Source organism: Acidaminococcus hominis, assembly GCF_022484025.1.
Lineage (GTDB): Bacteria > Bacillota > Negativicutes > Acidaminococcales > Acidaminococcaceae > Acidaminococcus > Acidaminococcus hominis.
The window spans coordinates 384262-402832 of record NZ_JAKVMG010000001.1 but is presented as its reverse complement, the minus strand read 5'-3'; the positions used below and the strand labels follow the sequence as shown (position 1 = coordinate 402832).

Genomic DNA, 18571 nt, shown 5'->3' with positions numbered 1-18571 from the left:
TAACCAGTGTATTCTCCTCCACTCTTCGGCTAAAATGCTTTTTATTCCTGCTATTGCTCGTCAGAACTTCTGGTCAGGTCCATTTGGGAGATGTCCCGGTCTGGCTGCCAGTAGGGTTTCTTGCCCTTGGCCCACTGGGCAGCGTAGTCCTTCAGGATATAAACCACGTACTTGGACAAGCCAATCAGAGCGATGACGTTAAAGAAAACCAGGAAGGCGCTGACAAAGTCCACCAGTTCCCAAACTACAGGCACGGGAGCTACGGCGCCTACGATAATCAGAACGCAGCACAGGAGGCGGTAGGCTTGGATGGCTTTGGGAGATTTGATCAGGTGCATCAGGTTCACTTCACCGTAGTAGATGTCGGCCAAAAGGGTGGTAAAGCCAAACAGGAACATGGCCAGGAACACAATCCAGCGGCCCACGGTGCCCAGATTGCTTTCAAAGGCTACCTGGGTCAGGGCGATACCGGTTTCGCCGGTGCCCAATTGCCCGGACAGGAGAATGCAGAAAGCAGTGCAGCTGCAAATGATGATGGTGGTGATAAAGGTGCCCAGCATGGCGGCAAAGCCCTGGTTCACAGGATGGGGCACCACGGCGGTGGCGTGCATACTGGGAGCGGTGCCGTTGCCGGCGTCATTGGAGAACAGTCCCCGGGCTACGCCATAGCGGAAGGCTTCTTTCATGGTATAGCCGGCCACGCCGCCTGCTGCAGAGTGCAGGCTGAAGGCGGATTTAAATATAGTTTCAAGCATGCCGGGCAGCATGGAAAAGTGGGTCAATACTACGTACAGGGCCATGGCCAAATAGCCCAGGGCCATAAAAGGTACAATCAGGGAAGCCACTTCGGCCAGGCGTTTGATGCCGCCAAAGATAACCAAGGCTACCAGAATCAGGAGGCAGACGCCGGCAAAAAACGGGGATACGTCCACCACGCCGGTAAGGGCTGCGGAGATGGAGTTGCTCTGGATCATGCAGTAGAAAATGCCGATGCCTATCAGGATGCTGATGGAAAACAGCACGGACAGCAGGTGATTGTGCAAACCCTTTTCCATATAATAGGCGGGACCGCCCCGGTAGGTGCCGTCGGGATTCTTTTCCCGGAACAGCTGAGCCAGTACCGCTTCGGTAAAGCTGATGGGCATACCCAGGACGGCGGTCATCCACATCCAGAAAATGGCGCCGGGACCGCCGGAAGCCAGGGCTGTGGCTACGCCTACCAGGGAACCGGTGCCCACCTGGCCGCCTACCGCTGCGCACAGGGCGCTGAAGCCGGTGACGCTGCCAGGTTCTTTGGACCCACTGGTCATGCTTTCCTTCAGATTTCCGAACAATCTAGTAAAATAACGAACTTGTGGAAAGTGAAGCTTCAAGGTGAAAAATACTCCGGTGCAAAGCAGGATGCCGGCCACCAGCCAGCCCCAGAAAATGCTGTTCAAGAAACGAATAAATTCCATAATGCTCTCTCCCCTTGCTTTTAAATAGGTTTAGCTTGGTACAAAGCGATTCTTGACTAATGCCGTATTTCACAAAACTCTTCCGGAAGTTTTCTTACAGCTTGATTATAGCCAATTATCAGAAAAAGATATACCAATCCATTGTGGCAAAATATCATTGTATTGTGCTCAAGCAGATATCATTTCCGCTATTCAATTTTAGAACATTATGTAGTATAATCATTTAAACGTTCGTTAATATAACTTGCAGGAGGTCATCTCTATGGAAGAAGATTGGTTGGTTCAGCAGCAGATTGTGGATGTGGCAGTGGATCACTCCCAACGGGAGCTGACGTCCCACGGCAGTTTTTCGTTTCCTTTTGCAGCCTACTATGACATCCTGCACAAAAAGACCCTGGGCTTTGTGAACTGGCATTGGCACAACGAATTGCAGTACTGCCTGGTGCTGGAGGGGCCAGTGACCTTTTCAGTGGATCACAGTGAGTACACTCTGGCAGCGGGCAGCGGCATTCTTATCAACGCCCGTCGTCTGCATATGGCAAGATCCCGCCGCCCGGGAAAAGGGGTTTATCTTTGTTTTGACTTCTCTCCCCGGCTGTTGAGCCTATTTAGGGGTTCGCAGCTGGAGAAAAAATACGTAAAGCCGCTGCTAGAGAATCCGGATTTTACAGCTCTGCCCCTGGAGCCAGAAATACCCTGGCAGAAGGCTATCTTGGACAAACTGCGGGTGCTGTATGCTGCCTACCGGGACCAACGCTCGGGCTATGAGCTGTCAGTGGTAAGCCTGCTGCTCCAGTGCTGGTCGCAGCTGGTAGAAAATACCCAAACTCCGGCAGTGCAAAAAACGTCCGTGCAGCGGCACCAGCTGGTAGTACGGGAAATCCTGGATTATATTGCGAAGCATTATAGCGAAAACTTCACCATGGACGATATTGGGGCAGCAGTAAACTACAGCGGGGCGGAATGCTGCCGGATGTTTAAAAGTGCCCTGAACGAAACCATTTACCAGTATTTGAATGTGTACCGGCTGGAACGAGCAGCAGAACTGCTGCGCCAAGGGAACCACAGCATCAGCCAGGTGGCCTATGAAACCGGGTTCTGCTCGGCCAGCTATTTTATCAAGTGCTTCAAAAGTCTGCTGGGGCAGACGCCTTTGCAGTACCGAAAAAACTGGGAACTGGGCGCCAGCAAGGACGGCTGCCCTCAAGAATTGGAAAAAGCGGTATAGGAAGAACAAAAAGAAGACTTACGGGCTCCTAAAGGGGAGTTCGCAAGTCTTCTTTATTTTATGACCTATTTTCCTGAATTTTATTTTTGCAGAAGTTTCTTCACTTCATCAGTGGTAAGAACCCGGCCGCTGCTGACGACTTTTTCATCCACCACCAGGGCGGGGGTGCTCATTACCCCGTAGCTGGCAATCTTGGCAAAATCGGTCACGTGCTCTACCCCATCTTGGATATGCAGGGCGTTCAGGGCTTCTTGGGTATGGTCTGCCAGTTCATGGCATTTGGCGCAGCCGCTGCCCAGAACCTTGATGCGCCCTGATGCGGGGCTAGCTGCCTTAGTTTCAGTCTTTTTTCTGGAAAATAATCCCATGGTATTGCCTCCTCCAATTTCTTTATTTATAAAATCCAGCCGTGCAGGAAGTTGAAGATGTACCCTACGGCGATGATGCCAGTGGTGCAGATGGCGGTAAAGACGCCCAGGAGCTTGGGCTTTACGGCTTTGCGCAAGAGAATCAGGGACGGCACGGACAAGGTGGTAACGCCCATCATGAAACTCAGGACGGCCCCCAGTCTGGCGCCTTTGGACAGCAGGGCTTCAGCGATGGGTATGGTGCCAAAGATGTCCGCATACATGGGGACGCCCACCAGGGTGGACAGGACCACGCCAAAGGGGTTGTCGCTGCCCAGGACGCCGGCCACCAGGTGGGCAGGAATCCAGTTGTGGATCACTGCACCGATGCCCACGCCCACTAGAATATAGGGAAAGACTTTGCGAAAGGTGCCGCTGACCTGTTCCTGTGCGTACTGGAGACGGTCCCGGGTGGTCAAGGCGGGTGCGTCTGCACCGACGCCCAGTTGGGCCTGACGGATAAAGTCTTCCACCTGGTCCTCCAGGTGCAGCCGTTCTATCAGGCTGCCGCCCAGTACGGCCACCACCAATCCCAGACCCACGTAGATTACGGCTACTTTAGGACCAAAGATGCTCGTCAGAAGCACCAGACTGCCCAGATCCACCATGGGAGAGGAAATCAGGAAGGAAAAGGTCACGCCCAGAGGCAAGCCTGCGCTGGTAAAGCCCATGAACAATGGAATGGACGAGCAGGAACAAAAGGGTGTGACGGTACCCAAAAGAGCGGCGGCGCAGTTGGCCCAGACACCGTGGAACCGGGTCATGATGTTCCGGCTGCGTTCAGGGGGAAAGAAGCTCTGAATGTAGGAAATACTGAAAATCAGTACGCACAGCAGAAGGGTGATTTTGGTTACATCAAACAGAAAGAACAATAGGCTGCCGCCCAGTCGACTGTCCACCGGAACGCCGGCCTGCACCAAAAGGAGTTTGTACAGCTCCTGGAGCCAAGCCATGCCCAGGACTTGATTTTGCAGAAAAGCCCACATGGTCTACCCCTCCGTGGGTTCAGTGCCGCAAGTACAGCAGGATAACTGGGCAATGAAGGCCTGGAAATTGCGCAGGGTGGCGCAGTTCAGGGAATAGTGCTGCCACTTCCCTTCTTTCCTGGCCTGGACCAAGCCGCATTCGCACAAGATGCGCATATGGTGGGACAGGGTGGGCTGGGTAATGGAAAAGGCTTCCAGCAGCTTGCAGCCGCATTTTTCGCCGTCGGCCAGCATTTGGACAATTTGGAGCCGGTTGCTGTCGGACAGGGCTTTGCAGATTAGTGCTACGTCTATGGAATTCATAATAGTCTCCTTATACAGATTGATGATTATCTATGTGTAGGATACAGCATAGATTGATGAATGTCAATGTGTAATTAGGGCAGCGTAAGGAGCATATACGGACCCGTGTTGGAATTCGTGACCAATTTTAGGCGGAGTTTTTCGGAAGACTTGGTGCATATAAAAAACGAGGTTGTGAAAAAATAAAACTTCTATCGTCGCCTTTGGCGACACTTCCTGAGCGGTTCGCTGTTAGCCAGTCATTTTCGCCTTGCAGGCTCAATTCCTGGGCAGCTATCGCATGGGCCTTATTGACCAAACAGCCACTTGCAGAATTTGTCGGGCTGTTTGGATGCGGCCGCAAAGCGTTGAAGGAGCTGTCAGTCCGCAGGCCTGACTGAGGAAGTTTGTTAAAATGTAGCCGTAAATGTGGGGTTTAAACCTCATCCGTCGCCTTCCGGCGACACCTTCTCCACGCTTGCAGAAGGCTTTCGAACCGCTACTGGTCAGCTACTAACTAATCTGTAGCATTAGTATTGGGGAGAAGTGAAACCGCTTGGACATGACCGACCCCTTCAAAGCGTTGCGCTCACATCCAAGAGCATGTCCGTGGTTCAAAATGCTCTTGGTTCATGTGAGCCATGTGATAGCATTCCAAGAAGCGAGCTCAAGGAGCGAAGCTGATTGGCACAATGCGAACCACTAAGGGGCTGTCAGCACGTAGGGCTGACTGAGGAAGTTTTGAGACATAGATACAGCTATACCGAACAATAAAAATGGCTTACGAACTAGTTTGAATTCGCAAGCCATTTTTTCACAGCCGTTTTTGCTGCTGGTTTTCCAGCGTTTGGGAGGACAGGTTATTTGGTATACTGTTCGATGACGTCCAGGAAGACGTTGGCACCGTTTTCCACGTCCTGGTCCGGCGTATATTCTTTGGGGTTATGACTAATACCATTGATGCTGGGGACGAAAATCATGGCGGTAGGACAGATTCTGGCCATCATTTGGGCGTCTTGGCCAGCGCCGGAGGTCATGCGTTTAACGGTAAGGCCGCGTTTTTTGGCTGCGGCTTCGATGGTATTGCAGATTTCTTTATCGAAGGGCACCGGGTCAAAGCAGGTCATGCGGCGGGTGGTAATTTTCACGCCGTCAGTTTGTTCCAGTTCTTTCAGATAGTTAGCCAGGGTGATTTCATCCTGATCCAGTTTGGCTTTATCGGGGTTGCGCAGGTCAACGGTGAAAACAGCCTTGGAGGGAATGACGTTTACGGCGTTGGGGCTGAAGGCAATGGTGCCTACAGTGCACACACCACCGGATTTCTCTACCAGCTGCCGGGCAAAGACGTTGACTTTGGCGGCTGCCAGGCCTGCATCCTTCCGCAGTTTGGTAGGTGTAGTACCGGCATGGTTGGCAGCACCTTCAATGGTGACCTGCTGCCAATGGATACCCTGAAGGTTTTCTACGGCGCCAATGTTGATGCCTTCTACGTCCAGAATGGGTCCTTGTTCAATGTGGAGTTCCACAAAAGCACAGGGGGTAACGAAACCGGGTTCAACGGTGCCGGCATAGCCAATGCGTTTCAGTTCGTCCCCCAGGATGGTGCCGTCAGTGCCTACGGCAGCCAGGGCTTCTTTGGCGCTCATGCCACCGGCGTACACCAAAGATCCCATCATATCCGGGGTATAGCGGACACCTTCTTCGTTGGTGAAGACGCCTACAATCAGGGGGCGTTTGGTCTTTACATTATTTTCTTTCAGGGTACGGATGGCTTCCAGGCCGGAGAGTACGCCCAGGCAGCCGTCATATTGGCCGGCGTTGATGACGGTATCAATATGGGAGCCTACCATAAAGGGCTGCTCTGTTTTGTTTTCGGGGGTTTCCCAAATGCCAAAGATGTTCCCGATGTGGTCCACCACTACTTTCAGGTCCAGTTCCTTCATCAGGGAAACCACATAGTCCCTGCCTGCTTTGTTGGTGTCCGAGGCTGCCAGGCGGGTACGCTTGCCTTCCGCATCGATGCCGATCTTGCCCAGGGTGAAAATTGTGTCTAAAAGCCGTTTGCCATTGATATTCATAGTATTTTCCTCCTTGTACTGCAAGCTTGTTTGTTGCCTTTATTATAGGTTTTCGGCGGGGTTAGAGATACCCGGATTTCAGCGAAAAATATCGCTATTTTGCGTTATGCCCTGTACAGGCAGGCGATGGTTTGTTATACTGAAAGCAAGCAGACAGCGAATTAATGCTGTAAAGTACTGCGCAATGGTTCATAAATTATCAAAATATACAGTCTGCAATGCCTTGGAGGTGATCCCATGCAGATTTATGATATCCCTTTGGATGCCGGGCAGCGGGAGATAACGCGGCCGGGTACTCCGGATTTTCCCCTGGCCATCTACTATTCGGTGCTGAGCCAGAATGTGCTTGGCTACACGCCTCTCCACTGGAACGAGGAACTTCAGTTCTGTCTGGTGGTACGGGGTCAGGTATTGTTTTTTGTCAATGAAGAACGGTTTGTACTGAGCAAGGGGGAAGGCCTTTTCATCAACTCGGGCTATCTGCACATGGCCCGGCCGGTGAAGGACCCGGACAGTTCCTACATTTGCCTGGATATTGCGCCCCAGCTGCTCAGCGGTTTTGCCGGCTCGGTGATGGAGCAGAAATACCTGCTGCCTGCGCTGGCCGACCCCACACTGGTTTACCAGGTGCTGCAGCGGCAGGTGCCCTGGGAACGGGAACTGCTGGACCAGATTGAGCAGGTGTATCAGCTCAGCGAGGAAAAGCCCGAAGCCTATGAGCTGCTGATTTTGTCCCGGCTGTACGTTCTGGTGGCGGGGATTTTGGCACACCGGACGGCACGACAGAATGGGCTGCGCCGCACCCACGCCAATGGGGCCATCCAGAAGATGCTCAGCTACATGGCAGCCCACTACGGGGAAAAGGTGACACTGGCGGAGCTGTCGGATTATGCATCCTATACGGAAAGTGAGTGCTGCCGGATTTTCAAGCGCTTCACCGGAGAATCGATTTTCTCCTACCTGCGCAATTTCCGGCTGGAACAAAGCATTCCCCGACTGCTGAATACGGATGAACCCATCAGCGATATTGCCTATGGCTGCGGTTTCAGTTCCACCAGCTACTATATTGATATATTCAAGAAGCAGTTTGGCATCACGCCCCTGCAATACCGGAAAAATCCTCCGGAGGCGCAGCTGGTAACAGTGTCCGGTCACAAGGAAAATCCGGGCAAAGGACCTGGAACCGGCGAGAAAGCCCCCTCCCCTGCCGCAGCTGCCCCTAAGGAGGAGGTATGATTCTCAATACGGGCAGCCGGACTGATATTCCAGCATTCTACAGCAATTGGTTCTACAACCGGCTGGAAGCAGGCTATGTGCTGGCCCGAAATCCCTACAATCCCAGCCAGATTACCCGGTACGAACTGCGGCCGGAGCTGATTGACTGTATTGTGTTCTGCACCAAGAATCCTCGGCCCATGTTTGAGCGCTGGAAGGAACTAGAAGCGTACAAGACCTTTTGGCACGTGACGCTGACTCCCTATGGCCGGGAAATAGAGCCTCGGCTGCCGGACAAGAAGCAGATTATGCTGAGCTTCCGGGAATTGTCCAAGCGGGTAGGACCGGACTGCATTGGCTGGCGGTATGATCCGATTTTCCTTTTGGGGCGTTACACCCCAGAGTTCCATCTGAAGGCGTTCAAGTTTATGGCAGAGCGTTTCAAGGGGTATACCCACCAGGTGGTAATCAGTTTTATCGACCTATATGAAAAGACCAAGCGGAACTTTCCCCAGGTCCAGGCAGTGCCTGCGGCCCAGCAGCAAGAGCTGACCCGGGCCCTGGCGGCCATTGCCAAGGATAATGGAATGAAGCTGTACCTGTGTCTGGAGTCCCCTGCCCTGGCTGGAGACAATGTGGACACCACTGGCTGTTTGTCCCAGGCAGTGCTGGAGCGAGCCCTGGGCTGCCGGTTAAATGTACCCAAGGGCAAGCCGGCCCGGGAAGGGTGCAATTGTCTTTTGGGTGCCGATATTGGGGCGTACAACACCTGCCCCCATTGCTGCATCTATTGTTATGCCAATTACGACCGGGAAGGCGTGCTGCGAAATTGGAAGCGGCACGACCCCTACTCTGCCCTGCTGATTGGTCACAAGGAGGAAGGGGACCGGGTGCACCAGGCGGAACAGAAAAGCTGGCTGGATACAGAAATCAGTTTGTTTTAAGCAAAGAAATTGGAAAAGGCAGTCCCCCAGTGGAGAATTTGCACTGGGGGGCTGCCTTTTTGCCAGAAAGCTTTCTGAAAATATCTAAACTGCTGTATTTGTATGCTAATTTGTATTCATAAATAAACTTAAATATGGTAAAATTAAGTATTGTCTGTTTTCAAGTCGGTATCCGTAAAAAAGCGGCAGGAACAGGCATTGATTTATCTATATTTTACGGTAGAGGGGAAATGTTGTTATGCCAATTGGAGTTATTATCAATGCGCTGGCGGTGGTCATCGGGGGCCTTTTGGGCAATGTGGCGGGCCAGCGGCTCAGCGACACGTTCAAGGAAAAGCTGACCACGATTTTTGGTGCCTGTGCCATGACCATGGGCATCGGTTCCATGATGAAGATGCAGAATATGCCGGTGGTAATCCTGGCGGTAATTGCCGGAACCATTATTGGCCTGAATATCCGGCTGGACGGAAAAATTACGGCAGGAGCCCGGCAGCTGGAGAAGATGATTACGAAAATTACGGGACCTCGGACCCAGGACAGCGACAGTGACCTGAGCCGCAGCGATTATGAAAGTATGCTGATTACCATGATTGTACTGTTTTGTGCCAGCGGAACGGGCATCTACGGCAGCATGGTATCCGGGATGACCGGGGACCACAGCATTCTCATTGCCAAATCCATTATGGACCTGCCCACGTCCATGCTGTTTGCCTGTGAACTGGGAATTATCGTCAGCTTTATCGCCATTCCCCAGTGCTTGATTTTTCTTTGCCTGTTCTTTATGGCCAACGCCATTTTCCCCTACTGTACACCTACCATGATTGGGGATTTTACCGCCTGCGGCGGAGTGCTGCTACTGGCAACAGGCTTTAGAATGATCAACGTAAAACAGTTCCCCATTGCGGATATGATTCCGGCAATGGTAGTGGTAATGCCCATTTCGGCCTTTTGGACCAGTGTGGTGCTGCAATACGTGAAATAAAAACGAATTAAAAAACGGAACTGTAAAAAAACGGCTTGCGAGCTCAAAAGAGTTCGCAAGCCGTTTTTGATTGTTATGGCCGTATCCAAGGCTCAAAACTTCCTCAGTCAGTCCTGCGGACTGACAGCCCCTCCACGCTTGGATGGGCCGGTCTTAGGCCTATACTGGTCATGTGCAAAACGGGTTTTGAGATGAAATCACGGTATGTAAAGACTAGCATTACCCTTCTCTGTCACTTTGACCAGTAGAGGCATAGAATGCTTCCTGAGTGGTTCGCCGTACCCCGTTCCCCTTCACCCTGCGGGTTCGGCTCACGGACGGCTATCACATAGGTCGCATATACCAAATGTCCTCGGGGAACTGCATTGACATTTGGATGCGACCGTAAAGCGTGTAGGAAGTGTCGCCGCAGGCGACGATAGAAGTTTCATTTTTTTCATACCCCCGCAAACAAACTTTCCCAGCACAATCGCCAAGTCACGCTGCACCTGCCAAGTCGCCCAAAGGGTTCGTATATTCTAAAAAAGCACCGCACATTTTCGCAGAAAGTGTAGGACGTCCTCAAATTTCATTAGCACCTACAGTTTCTGCCCCGCCTACAGCAGCTTTTCATTTCTAGAGAAATTCTCCCAGCCCAATTATTCGCTGTCTTTCGCAGAAAGTGTAGGATGCACTTGTGCCTTTCGCAGTACTAACTCCAGTTTGCAGAGTGACTCTTTTGGCGGCTTGGCCGCCCTTCTATTCCCAAAAACACCCCTACACTTTCGTAGAAAGTGTAGGACGTTCCCAAATTTCGTTAACACCTACAGTTTTTGCCTCTCCTGCGGCAGCTGTTCATTTCTAGAGAAATTCTCACAGCCCAATTATTCGCTGTCTTTCGCAGAAAGTGTAGGGTGCACTTGTGCCTTTCGCAGTACTAACTCCAGTTTGCAGAGTGACTCTTTTGGCGGCTTGGCCGCCCATATATTCTTAAAAACACCTCTACACTTTCGTAGAAAGTGTAGGAAGTCATCAATTCCCATTAACAACTACAGTTTCTGCCTTGCCTACAGCAGCTTTTCATTTCTATGGAAAAGTCTACTCTACAGTTATTCACTGAAGTGTGCTACCCAGGTCTTACAGGAATGCAGGACTTTATTGGGGTCATCGGGGGTGCCGATCATGGGATGGTTTTTGTCCAGAGCTCTCAGGCTTTCCATTTCTTCCGGGGTAAGGGCAAAGTCAAAGAGGGCAAAGTTCTCCCGGATGCGCTCTGCGTGGGTGGATTTGGGGATAACAATGACGTCATTTTGGATCAGGTACCGGAGGGCAATCTGGGCGGGGCTTTTATGGTATTTGGCGGCCAGGGCTGCAACAGCAGGCTCGGTGAACATTTCCTTGGCCCGCTGCTGGCCCAGGGGTGCGTAGGCCATATGGGCTACACCGTACTGGTCTTCCCATTTATGGTGCTCCTGGCGCTGGCAGTACAGGTGGGTTTCAATCTGGTTCACGGCGGGGACTACCTTGTTGTAGGAAATCAGGTCCACCAGTCGGTCAGGGTTAAAATTGGAAACGCCAATGGCCCGGATTACGCCAACCTGATACAGTTTTTCCAGATCCTGCCAGGCTTTGTAGTAGTTGGCAAAGGGCCAGTGCAGCAGCACCAGGTCCAGGTAATCGGTGCCCAATTTCTTCAGGGAAGCAGCTACGGAGTCCACGGTGTGTTCGTAGTCTTTGAAACTGATTTTGGTCACCAGGAAAATCTCCTGCCGATTCACCCCGCTTTTGCGGATGGCCTCTCCCACCTGGTCTTCATTTTCGTAAAGGGTAGCGGTATCGATGAGCCGATAGCCGCACTGGAGAGCAGTTTCTACGGAACGGGCACATTCGTCCCCAGCGGTTTGATAAGTGCCAAAGCCCAACAGAGGCATTTCAACGCCATTATTTAATGTACATGTTTTCATTATAATCACCTGTCTTGGCATAACACTGAAACTTTTGTAATATAATTTAATCTATATATACTTTATTTTCATACCCGCCCATTCATGCGCTTGGCCAAGGGGACCAAGCTGGGAGATACGGTGGTCCGGAGGTACTTGACATCCAAACCGTGGGGAGCCAGCCGGTACCGATCCAAGCCATCGGCATCTTTGAAAATTTGGTACAGCAGCACGGCATTTTTCAGGCCGCTTTTTTTCGCCTGGGCAATGCCTTCTGCATCGGGATGGTCATGATAGGCCATTACGAGAGCTGTCCTAGGGTCGTAGTCCAGGTGATGTTCCTGGCAGAATTCTTTATAATGAACTGCTGCCCGTCCACCGTGGCCTACGTCGTAGGAATCATCGTGACGCCGGGTATCATGAAAAATAGCAGCATGGCACAGGGCTTCCCGGTCCTTTTTATCCAGGCCCAGTTTGTGGGCCATAAGCAGGGCAAAGAGAAGCACCCTTTCGGCATGCTCTTTGGTATGTATAACGCTGGTGGTCAGGGCAAAGTCTACATGATCCCACATATATTTTTCCCAAACCGTAAATTCTGGCTCAATGGCGGGCCAGTCTTTCAGATTTCTTACCCATTTTCTATCCATGCAAAATCCACCTTCATTCAAATTCTATTGAATCAACGGTCTTTCCGGTAAAATTTTACCATAGCCGCTGCGTGCTATGCACTTTTTTATTGTACCGCAGGGAATATTCTAGTGCAAGCTTAGGGGGCAGTACCACTAGATATTCTGTATTTCACCATTTTATGTTAACTTAGCACTAACATTTAGGTGTGTCTAATCTTTTAGCACCTTTCAAGTTTTGCATACAAATTAATATATGTTTAATGACTGAATCCCCTTCTCCGGGCTTGTATCAGCGATTTTACTATGCCAAACTTGTTATTATCTCAGATAAAATTTACACAAAAGGTTAAATTGGTGCTAAGATACACATAAGGAATTGGAATCAATACAAGTTCTAAGAAAGAAGGGTTCTTACCATGAAATACTCTACTCGTCTAAGTGATGCAATCCACATTTTAGCCTTTATCGTAATCCACAGAGAACAATTACCTGGCAACATGGGTATGCGCCTTGCCAGCAGCGACATTGCGGCAAGCATTCACACTAACCCATCCTTCGTACGGCAATTGATGATGAAATTGAAACACGGCGGCCTGCTGCTGGGTGAACAAGGGGTTGCCAACCCCAGATTGACCCGTGCTCCCCAAGACATTACCCTGCATGACATTTACAAAGCAGTGGAAGGCGAAAAGCCCCTGCTCCACCTGAACAAGGACATCAATGCAGAATGCCAAGTGGGTACCAAGATTCAGATGGCTCTCCAAGATGCTTACGATGAAGTGCAAAACGCAGCTGAAGCCAAGATGAAAAACATTTCCTTGCAGGATATTTTGGACAGCTACAGTATGTATGCTACCAATTCTGAATCCAAGGAAATGATTTCCTGAGACTGACCCCACCGTAACCAAATAAACTGTACCAATCAGGGAGAAGTTCTTCCCCACCTGCAATTATAGGGCGAAACAGAGCTGGGACAAAATGTCACCCAGCGCGCCATCCAGACCGATAGACTTATCGGCCAAGGCAGGGGGCAGGAAGATTTCTCCCTGATTTATTGCTATGTAAACGGCTTTGTCCTCGTTTTGGGCCAGCTGCATCAGGGGACCTTTCAGCAGCTGATCCTGCCAGCCGATACCCAGCTCTAAGATGACCAGCCGGGTGCCGCTGAAATTGTGGATAAAGCGGCTGAGGCCCAGGGACCCGCTGGTGTTGGGAATAAAGTATTCGTCCCTATTCATATGTACCTGCATAGGAGCGCCGCACCGGGGACACCGAGGCAGCAGTTCCTGGGGCAGGGTACCATCCGGAGAACTGGCGGCCAGCAGCTTGTCCACCAGGGGCGGCGTGGGGTATAATTCCTCATGACAGGCCCGGGAGCACTGCATGGTCAGCCAGTTCCCTTCTATTTCGTCAAGATTCTTGGGGAAAAAGCCGGCTTTTTCCAGGTGTCCGTCCCCATTGGTGGTCATAATAAAGTGGTCTTGGTAGCCCACCAGGTCTTTCAGATCCTTCATCAGGGTACTGGGGCTGTACTGGTTGTAGTACAGGTCAATCAAACGGCACCAGAACTGCCACTTGGCCTGCTCATTGGGCCAGGGATAGTTCATACCCTGGGAAAGGTTCCCAATGCCATACTTCTTCTGGAAATCGCCAAAATGGTGCTGAAATTCTTTGTCCGCAGCGTACAGGTGCAGACCTTCTGCTTCGGCAAAGCCGCTGGAGATGCCCACCAATACGCCGTCGGCGTTTTTGATGGCCTGGGCGGCCCTTTGCAGTTTATCCATAGGTTCACCCTCTTTCCAAATTGGGAAAAACATAAAAAAATTTTAACCTGTTACTTCTATTTGGACCTTTCAAAGGTTCGTAATCTGTATGGTCTATTTTATCATCTAAAGGGATGGAAGGATACCATGTCCCGGGTTTTGGACGAAGCTTTGATCTATGAAATCCTGTCGGTGGTGTCAGAAATTCCGGAGGGACGGGTGGCTACCTATGGACAGATAGCGGCCCTGATTGGCCGGGAGAAAAATGCCCGGCTGGTAGGCAAAGTGCTATCCCGGGCAGAGTACTACGGCCATTATCCCTGCCACCGGGTGGTCAATGCAGCAGGACGCACGGCTCCCCATTTTACCGAGCAGCGCTCGCGGCTGGAAGCAGAAGGCGTGGAGTTCAAAAGCAACGGCTGCGTGGATATGAAGCGTTTTCGTTGGGACGAATAGGAATTTACATAACTCTGTGAAACAACGCTCTAAACGCAAATTTGGGGCTGTGGAAAGGTGTTTTTGTGTACCGCTCAGAGTTCCATGGGTTTTTATGTTTGTTATGCGCTGAATGGATAGCAAAATTGGCAGCTGAGAAATGTACTCTCCCCTGCTCTATCTGGAAGTACACAGGAAGAAAGTGAAACAAGGAGCTGTCAGCCTATAGTGCTGACTGAGGAAGTTCCGAGGTTCGAATATTACTACACAAACAACGTTAAGAACGGCTTGCGAACTCAAACAAGTTCGCAAGCCGTTTTTCACACTCCCTTGTTTTATTATCGTCAGCTTGAGAGTCTTGACTGTGGTGCCAAAAGCTTCTCAGAAGGCGTAAGGGGAACAGAAGAATGCAAAATTTGTTGTAAAGTTATGTATACATTTTCCGTATACGGGTTAACAAATGGTGTGTTTTTAGGGCTCTCGAAGTGAAAAAGCAAAGGATTTAATATGTGTCAAATATGTGAATTAACTGGTTTTGAGAAAAACTTAGGCAGGTCATTGCAAATCGATATGTAGATGAAAATGGACAAATTGGGGAACAAACCAGCAATTTAAGTTATCGAATTTTTGTAATTACAAGATTATTTACTGGAAATTTTGTAAATTAATATAAAACTTCTATAGAATGGATATTTTATACGTTGTATATGGCTGAAGGTTAATTTTTGCTTTTTGTCGTGAATTTAACAAGCATTTGTTAAATTCACATTTAGGTATAGTACGTGAATGGAAGCGGTCAAAATAGTTTACCGTATAATGCCGGACCAAGCTGCAAACGCTGGCCGGGTGCCAGGCTTCGCCCCTGCTGCGTTCTTTGGCCCCACAGGCAGAGATGCAGCAGCCGCTTTTTTGCATAAATTTAACGGGAAGTGCACCAGGCACTTCCCGTTTCGCTTTTTATATACTGGCTCCTACTCTCTTTGGAGTCTGTAGTATTTTTTCTTGCCTTTGCGCAGGAGGACGCTGTCTTTGCCGGCAAAGAGCTCAGGGGTAACCTGGGTTTCTACGTCGGTAATTTTCACGTCGTCAATGCTCAGACCGTTTTGCTGCATCAGCCGGCGGCCTTCACTCTTGGTGGCGATGACTTTGCGTTCTGCCAAAAGGTCCAGGAGTTTGGTGCCCAGGAGGTCATCGGTAACGGTGATGGTGGGTACGTTGTCCATATTGCCGCCGTTGCTGAACAGGGCTTCTGCAGCACTCTTGGCTTTCTTGGCTTCTTCTTCACCGTGGACCAGTTTGGTCACTTCGTAGGCCAGGACCACTTTGGCTTCGTTAATGGCGGAGCCTTCCAGGTGGCTCAGGCGGCGTACTTCGTCCATGGGCAGGAAGGTAAGCAGGCTCAGGCACTTCTCTACATCGGCGTCGTCGATGTTTCTCCAGTATTGGTAGAAATCGTAGGGGGAGAATTTCTCCGGATCCAACCATACGGCGCCGCCTACGGTCTTACCCATTTTCTGGCCCTGGCTGTTGGTCAGCAGGGTGTTGGTCATGCAGTAGGCCGGCTGACGGTCCTTCCGGCGGATCAGTTCCACGCCGGCAATCATGTTGGACCATTGGTCGTCGCCGCCCAGTTCCATGACACAGTTATATTTCTTGTGCAGGGTATAGAAGTCATAGGCCTGCATAATCATGTAGTTCATTTCAAAGAAGGACAGTCCGGTGTCGCTGGCCAGTCTGTTCTTGTAGCAGTCAGCTGCCAGCATACGGTTTACGGAGAAATGGACGCCCACGGAACGCAGCATATCCACGTAGTTTAACTTCAGCAGCCAGTCGGCATTATTGGCCACAATGGCTTTACCGTCGGACAGGTCAATAAACCGGGCAATTTGCTTTTTGAAACATTCAATGTTGTGCTGAATGAATTCGGGGGTCAGCATCTTACGCATTTCGTTCTTGCCGCTGGGGTCCCCTACCATTCCGGTACCGCCGCCCAACAGGACGATGGGACGATGGCCAGCCCGCTGCATATGTGCCATTACCATCAAGGCAATAAAATGACCTACGTGCAGGCTATCTGCGGTGGGGTCAAAACCAATATAGAATGTGATTTTTTCCTTTTCCAGCAGTTCCCGGATTTCATCTTCATGGGACATCTGTTTCAGATATCCCCGTTCCTTCAATACGTCTAAAACGCTCACCAAACTTCCTCCTTATTGTTTCGCGCCAATTGCGCTTGGTAATTATTTTCCCTGAGGAGGGATTTCAGAGGTGCAGTGCGGGCAGCGGGTTGCTGCGGGATCCACTGGCATCTTGCAGAAAGGACACAGGGTTTCGGGTGCCTTGGGTGTTTCTTTCTTGAATTTGTTCAGTACAGAGATCAGGCAGAAAATAACGAAAGCCATAATGACAAAGTCGATGACGTTGGTCAGGAATTTGCCATAGGCGATAACCGGCAGTTTGGCTGCAGTTGCTTCGGCCAAGGTGTCCACTTTCTTGCTGGACAGATTAATAAAAAGATTGCTGAAATCCACCCCGCCAATCAACATACCCAAAGGAGGCATAATGATATCAGAAACGGCAGAAGCCACAATCTTACCGAAAGCGCCGCCGATGATAACGCCGACTGCCATGTCAACTACGTTGCCTCTTAATGCAAATGCTTTAAACTCTTTTAAAAATTCTCCCATTGTATCCCTTCTTTCTCAATTTTCCATGGCAATTCACGGAGTTATAACAAATTAATATCTGTTATTTACCTGTTATTATACTATACATTTTTTCCGTTCTCAAGCCTGGAAAACCAAAAAGTGTAAAAGGGCTATGTATAAATTCCTCAGGTTAGTAAAAGGCCTCCCCGCCGGACAAATCCGGCTGGGGAGGTCAGGTTTGCCTATGGTTATTTCTTAGGCGGCAGGATTTCCAGCCAGTAATTGTCCGGGTCCGTAATAAAATAAATTCCCATAGCCGGGTTTTCGAAGCAGATGCACCCCATTTTCTCATGCTTGGCATGGGCAGCGGCAAAATCATCGGTTTCAAAAGCCAGGTGGAATTCGTTATCTCCCAGATTATAGGGCTCTTTCCGGTCTTTGAGCCAGGTGAGTTCCAGCAGGTGGCTGGTAGTATGGTCACCCAGATAAACGATGGTGAAATCCGGGGCTTCAATCCGCCGGGCTTCTTCCAGGCCCAGGGCTTCCTTATAGAAGGCCAGGCTCTTTTGCAAATCCAGCACATTCAGATTGTTATGCACAAATTTAAAGTTCATGTTACACCTCATTTTCCGTATTCATCGCTGCCTTTTTAGCGGCCAGGCTTTGTTTCCGCTTGGAAGCCAGGGAGAAGCAGGAGCCCAACAGAATCAGACCGATGCCCACCTGCATATTCAGGGTGATGGGTTCACCGATGAACAGCCAGGCCATAAAAGAGGTCAGAATGGGTTTAATGTAGAAGGCCAGGGAGGCCGTAGCCGGGTTGGTATATTCCATGGCCAGGAAATAGCTGGCGTAGCCTACACCGGTTACCATCACGGCAATATAGGCCAGGGGCGGAATATGGGCCCAGGTCAGGCCTGCAATAATGGGAATGTGGGTAAAGACCTTCAGGCCGGTATCCAGCAGCAAATCCCGCACTGCGGGCAATTCCGTCAGGTAAATCAGCACAAACATTTCCAGGCTGCCGCACAGGAAACTGAAGCTGGTCATGGCAATGCCGCCAAACCGCTGGCTCTTTTTCCGGCCGGCAATACCATACAAAGCAAAAAATACGGCAGAAAGCAGAATCAGGATAATGCTCAGTTCGTTGCCTGCCAGGTTGGTAGGATCAGCAATGCAGACAATCCCGGCAAAACTGGCAATCAGGGACAACACGGTAAGCTTGTCAATGGGCTCTCCCAGCAGAAAGTAGGCAAACAGCACCACAAATACCGGGTTGCAGCTGAAAATAACGCCGGCAACGGAAGCTTTGCCATAGACCACGGCCAATTGGTAGAGGATCATGCTGACCACAACACCCAAGAAGCCGGTAAAGCAGAAAAAGCCCATATCCTGCTTATTCAGGGTCACATTGCGTTTTTTCAGGGCCTTCAGGGCCATGGGCAAAAGCACCAAGCCGCCAATCAGGAAGCGTAAGAAGGTGATCTGCACAGGATGGAATACTCCGGCATAGAATTTCAGAACCGTTTCCATGGTTCCAAACAATACGGCCGTTACCAATACGAAAAAATATCCCTTATTCACTTGTTAGATTC

Annotated in this window: 18 protein-coding genes; 6 read left to right on the top strand and 12 right to left on the bottom strand. The window is 50.4% G+C overall.

Annotated elements, in window-relative coordinates; translation table 11 throughout:
• Positions 1-50: 50 nt before the first annotated feature.
• Positions 51-1457 (bottom strand): alanine/glycine:cation symporter family protein, encoded by a 1407-nt coding sequence (locus tag LKE88_RS01960; protein WP_105325554.1) that lies wholly within the window; start codon positions 1455-1457, stop codon positions 51-53.
• Positions 1458-1719: 262 nt separating this feature from the next.
• Between LKE88_RS01960 and LKE88_RS01955 the strand changes: the two genes are divergently transcribed.
• Positions 1720-2685: an AraC family transcriptional regulator gene (locus LKE88_RS01955; RefSeq protein ID WP_105325555.1), complete on the top strand. Its 966-nt coding sequence runs from the start codon at positions 1720-1722 to the stop codon at positions 2683-2685.
• 80 nt (positions 2686-2765) lie between these two features.
• On the opposite strand, the gene LKE88_RS01950 is transcribed toward LKE88_RS01955, so the two are convergent.
• The 4 genes from LKE88_RS01950 to LKE88_RS01935 form a co-directional block, all read right to left on the bottom strand.
• Positions 2766-3053: a thioredoxin family protein gene (locus tag LKE88_RS01950; RefSeq protein WP_105325556.1), complete on the bottom strand. Its 288-nt coding sequence runs from the start codon at positions 3051-3053 to the stop codon at positions 2766-2768.
• Positions 3054-3079: 26 nt separating this feature from the next.
• Positions 3080-4078: a permease gene (locus LKE88_RS01945; RefSeq protein WP_231085841.1), complete on the bottom strand. Its 999-nt coding sequence runs from the start codon at positions 4076-4078 to the stop codon at positions 3080-3082.
• A gap of 3 nt (positions 4079-4081) precedes the next feature.
• The gene (locus tag LKE88_RS01940; protein ID WP_105325558.1) at positions 4082-4381 is read right to left on the bottom strand and encodes an ArsR/SmtB family transcription factor; all 300 of its coding nucleotides are present in this window, start codon (positions 4379-4381) and stop codon (positions 4082-4084) included.
• 839 nt (positions 4382-5220) lie between these two features.
• A complete protein-coding gene (locus LKE88_RS01935; RefSeq protein ID WP_105325560.1) occupies positions 5221-6438 on the bottom strand; it encodes a Zn-dependent hydrolase in 1218 nt (405 codons plus the stop codon).
• A 237-nt stretch (positions 6439-6675) separates the two neighbouring features.
• Here LKE88_RS01935 and LKE88_RS01930 point away from each other — a divergent pair, with 237 nt between their 5' ends.
• The 3 genes from LKE88_RS01930 (at position 6676) to LKE88_RS01920 (ending at position 9579) form a co-directional block, all read left to right on the top strand.
• The gene (locus LKE88_RS01930; protein WP_105325561.1) at positions 6676-7674 is read left to right on the top strand and encodes an AraC family transcriptional regulator; all 999 of its coding nucleotides are present in this window, start codon (positions 6676-6678) and stop codon (positions 7672-7674) included.
• Complete coding sequence (locus LKE88_RS01925) at positions 7671-8597, top strand: DUF1848 domain-containing protein (RefSeq protein WP_105325562.1); 927 nt, start codon at positions 7671-7673, stop codon at positions 8595-8597. Before LKE88_RS01930 ends, LKE88_RS01925 begins: the two co-directional genes overlap by 4 nt.
• Before the next feature lie 238 nt (positions 8598-8835).
• Positions 8836-9579, top strand: a complete 744-nt coding sequence (locus LKE88_RS01920) for a DUF554 domain-containing protein (RefSeq protein ID WP_105325563.1) — start codon at positions 8836-8838, stop codon at positions 9577-9579.
• A gap of 1088 nt (positions 9580-10667) precedes the next feature.
• On the opposite strand, the gene LKE88_RS01915 is transcribed toward LKE88_RS01920, so the two are convergent.
• The gene (locus tag LKE88_RS01915) at positions 10668-11522 is read right to left on the bottom strand and encodes an aldo/keto reductase (RefSeq protein ID WP_105325564.1); all 855 of its coding nucleotides are present in this window, start codon (positions 11520-11522) and stop codon (positions 10668-10670) included.
• A 68-nt stretch (positions 11523-11590) separates the two neighbouring features.
• On the bottom strand, positions 11591-12148 hold the full coding sequence (locus LKE88_RS01910; RefSeq protein WP_105325565.1) for an HD domain-containing protein: 558 nt from the start codon (positions 12146-12148) through the stop codon (positions 11591-11593).
• A gap of 398 nt (positions 12149-12546) precedes the next feature.
• Here LKE88_RS01910 and LKE88_RS01905 point away from each other — a divergent pair, with 398 nt between their 5' ends.
• Positions 12547-13017 (top strand): Rrf2 family transcriptional regulator, encoded by a 471-nt coding sequence (locus tag LKE88_RS01905; RefSeq protein WP_105325566.1) that lies wholly within the window; start codon positions 12547-12549, stop codon positions 13015-13017.
• A gap of 63 nt (positions 13018-13080) precedes the next feature.
• Here the strand turns inward: LKE88_RS01905 and LKE88_RS01900 are convergent, their stop codons facing one another.
• Positions 13081-13914 (bottom strand): SIR2 family NAD-dependent protein deacylase, encoded by an 834-nt coding sequence (locus LKE88_RS01900; RefSeq protein WP_105325567.1) that lies wholly within the window; start codon positions 13912-13914, stop codon positions 13081-13083.
• A gap of 126 nt (positions 13915-14040) precedes the next feature.
• On the opposite strand from LKE88_RS01900, the gene LKE88_RS01895 reads away from it, so the two are divergent.
• Positions 14041-14349 (top strand): MGMT family protein, encoded by a 309-nt coding sequence (locus LKE88_RS01895; RefSeq protein WP_105325568.1) that lies wholly within the window; start codon positions 14041-14043, stop codon positions 14347-14349.
• Between the two features lie 950 nt (positions 14350-15299).
• Here LKE88_RS01895 and tyrS read toward each other — a convergent pair.
• From tyrS to LKE88_RS01875, 4 genes are all read right to left on the bottom strand, one after another.
• Positions 15300-16529, bottom strand: coding sequence for a tyrosine--tRNA ligase (gene tyrS / locus LKE88_RS01890; RefSeq protein WP_160101771.1), 1230 nt, complete (start codon positions 16527-16529; stop codon positions 15300-15302).
• Positions 16530-16568: 39 nt separating this feature from the next.
• The gene (gene mscL, locus LKE88_RS01885) at positions 16569-17015 is read right to left on the bottom strand and encodes a large-conductance mechanosensitive channel protein MscL (protein WP_105325570.1); all 447 of its coding nucleotides are present in this window, start codon (positions 17013-17015) and stop codon (positions 16569-16571) included.
• Positions 17016-17224: 209 nt separating this feature from the next.
• Positions 17225-17590: a VOC family protein gene (locus LKE88_RS01880; protein ID WP_105325571.1), complete on the bottom strand. Its 366-nt coding sequence runs from the start codon at positions 17588-17590 to the stop codon at positions 17225-17227.
• A 1-nt stretch (position 17591) separates the two neighbouring features.
• The gene (locus LKE88_RS01875) at positions 17592-18560 is read right to left on the bottom strand and encodes a DMT family transporter (protein WP_105325572.1); all 969 of its coding nucleotides are present in this window, start codon (positions 18558-18560) and stop codon (positions 17592-17594) included.
• Positions 18561-18571 lie beyond the last annotated feature (11 nt).

What these genes read in the sequence shown, in the direction of transcription:
- LKE88_RS01915 (WP_105325564.1), bottom strand. Translation starts at nt 11,522, where the DNA reads ATGAAAACATGTACATTAAATAATGGCGTTGAAATGCCTCTGTTGGGC.
- LKE88_RS01935 (WP_105325560.1), bottom strand. Translation starts at nt 6,438, where the DNA reads ATGAATATCAATGGCAAACGGCTTTTAGACACAATTTTCACCCTGGGC.
- LKE88_RS01955 (WP_105325555.1), top strand. Translation starts at nt 1,720, where the DNA reads ATGGAAGAAGATTGGTTGGTTCAGCAGCAGATTGTGGATGTGGCAGTG.
- LKE88_RS01910 (WP_105325565.1), bottom strand. Translation starts at nt 12,148, where the DNA reads ATGGATAGAAAATGGGTAAGAAATCTGAAAGACTGGCCCGCCATTGAG.
- mscL (WP_105325570.1), bottom strand. Translation starts at nt 17,015, where the DNA reads ATGGGAGAATTTTTAAAAGAGTTTAAAGCATTTGCATTAAGAGGCAAC.
- LKE88_RS01950 (WP_105325556.1), bottom strand. Translation starts at nt 3,053, where the DNA reads ATGGGATTATTTTCCAGAAAAAAGACTGAAACTAAGGCAGCTAGCCCC.
- LKE88_RS01920 (WP_105325563.1), top strand. Translation starts at nt 8,836, where the DNA reads ATGCCAATTGGAGTTATTATCAATGCGCTGGCGGTGGTCATCGGGGGC.
- LKE88_RS01880 (WP_105325571.1), bottom strand. Translation starts at nt 17,590, where the DNA reads ATGAACTTTAAATTTGTGCATAACAATCTGAATGTGCTGGATTTGCAA.
- LKE88_RS01905 (WP_105325566.1), top strand. Translation starts at nt 12,547, where the DNA reads ATGAAATACTCTACTCGTCTAAGTGATGCAATCCACATTTTAGCCTTT.
- LKE88_RS01930 (WP_105325561.1), top strand. Translation starts at nt 6,676, where the DNA reads ATGCAGATTTATGATATCCCTTTGGATGCCGGGCAGCGGGAGATAACG.
- LKE88_RS01925 (WP_105325562.1), top strand. Translation starts at nt 7,671, where the DNA reads ATGATTCTCAATACGGGCAGCCGGACTGATATTCCAGCATTCTACAGC.
- LKE88_RS01900 (WP_105325567.1), bottom strand. Translation starts at nt 13,914, where the DNA reads ATGGATAAACTGCAAAGGGCCGCCCAGGCCATCAAAAACGCCGACGGC.
- LKE88_RS01945 (WP_231085841.1), bottom strand. Translation starts at nt 4,078, where the DNA reads ATGTGGGCTTTTCTGCAAAATCAAGTCCTGGGCATGGCTTGGCTCCAG.
- LKE88_RS01895 (WP_105325568.1), top strand. Translation starts at nt 14,041, where the DNA reads ATGTCCCGGGTTTTGGACGAAGCTTTGATCTATGAAATCCTGTCGGTG.
- LKE88_RS01940 (WP_105325558.1), bottom strand. Translation starts at nt 4,381, where the DNA reads ATGAATTCCATAGACGTAGCACTAATCTGCAAAGCCCTGTCCGACAGC.
- LKE88_RS01960 (WP_105325554.1), bottom strand. Translation starts at nt 1,457, where the DNA reads ATGGAATTTATTCGTTTCTTGAACAGCATTTTCTGGGGCTGGCTGGTG.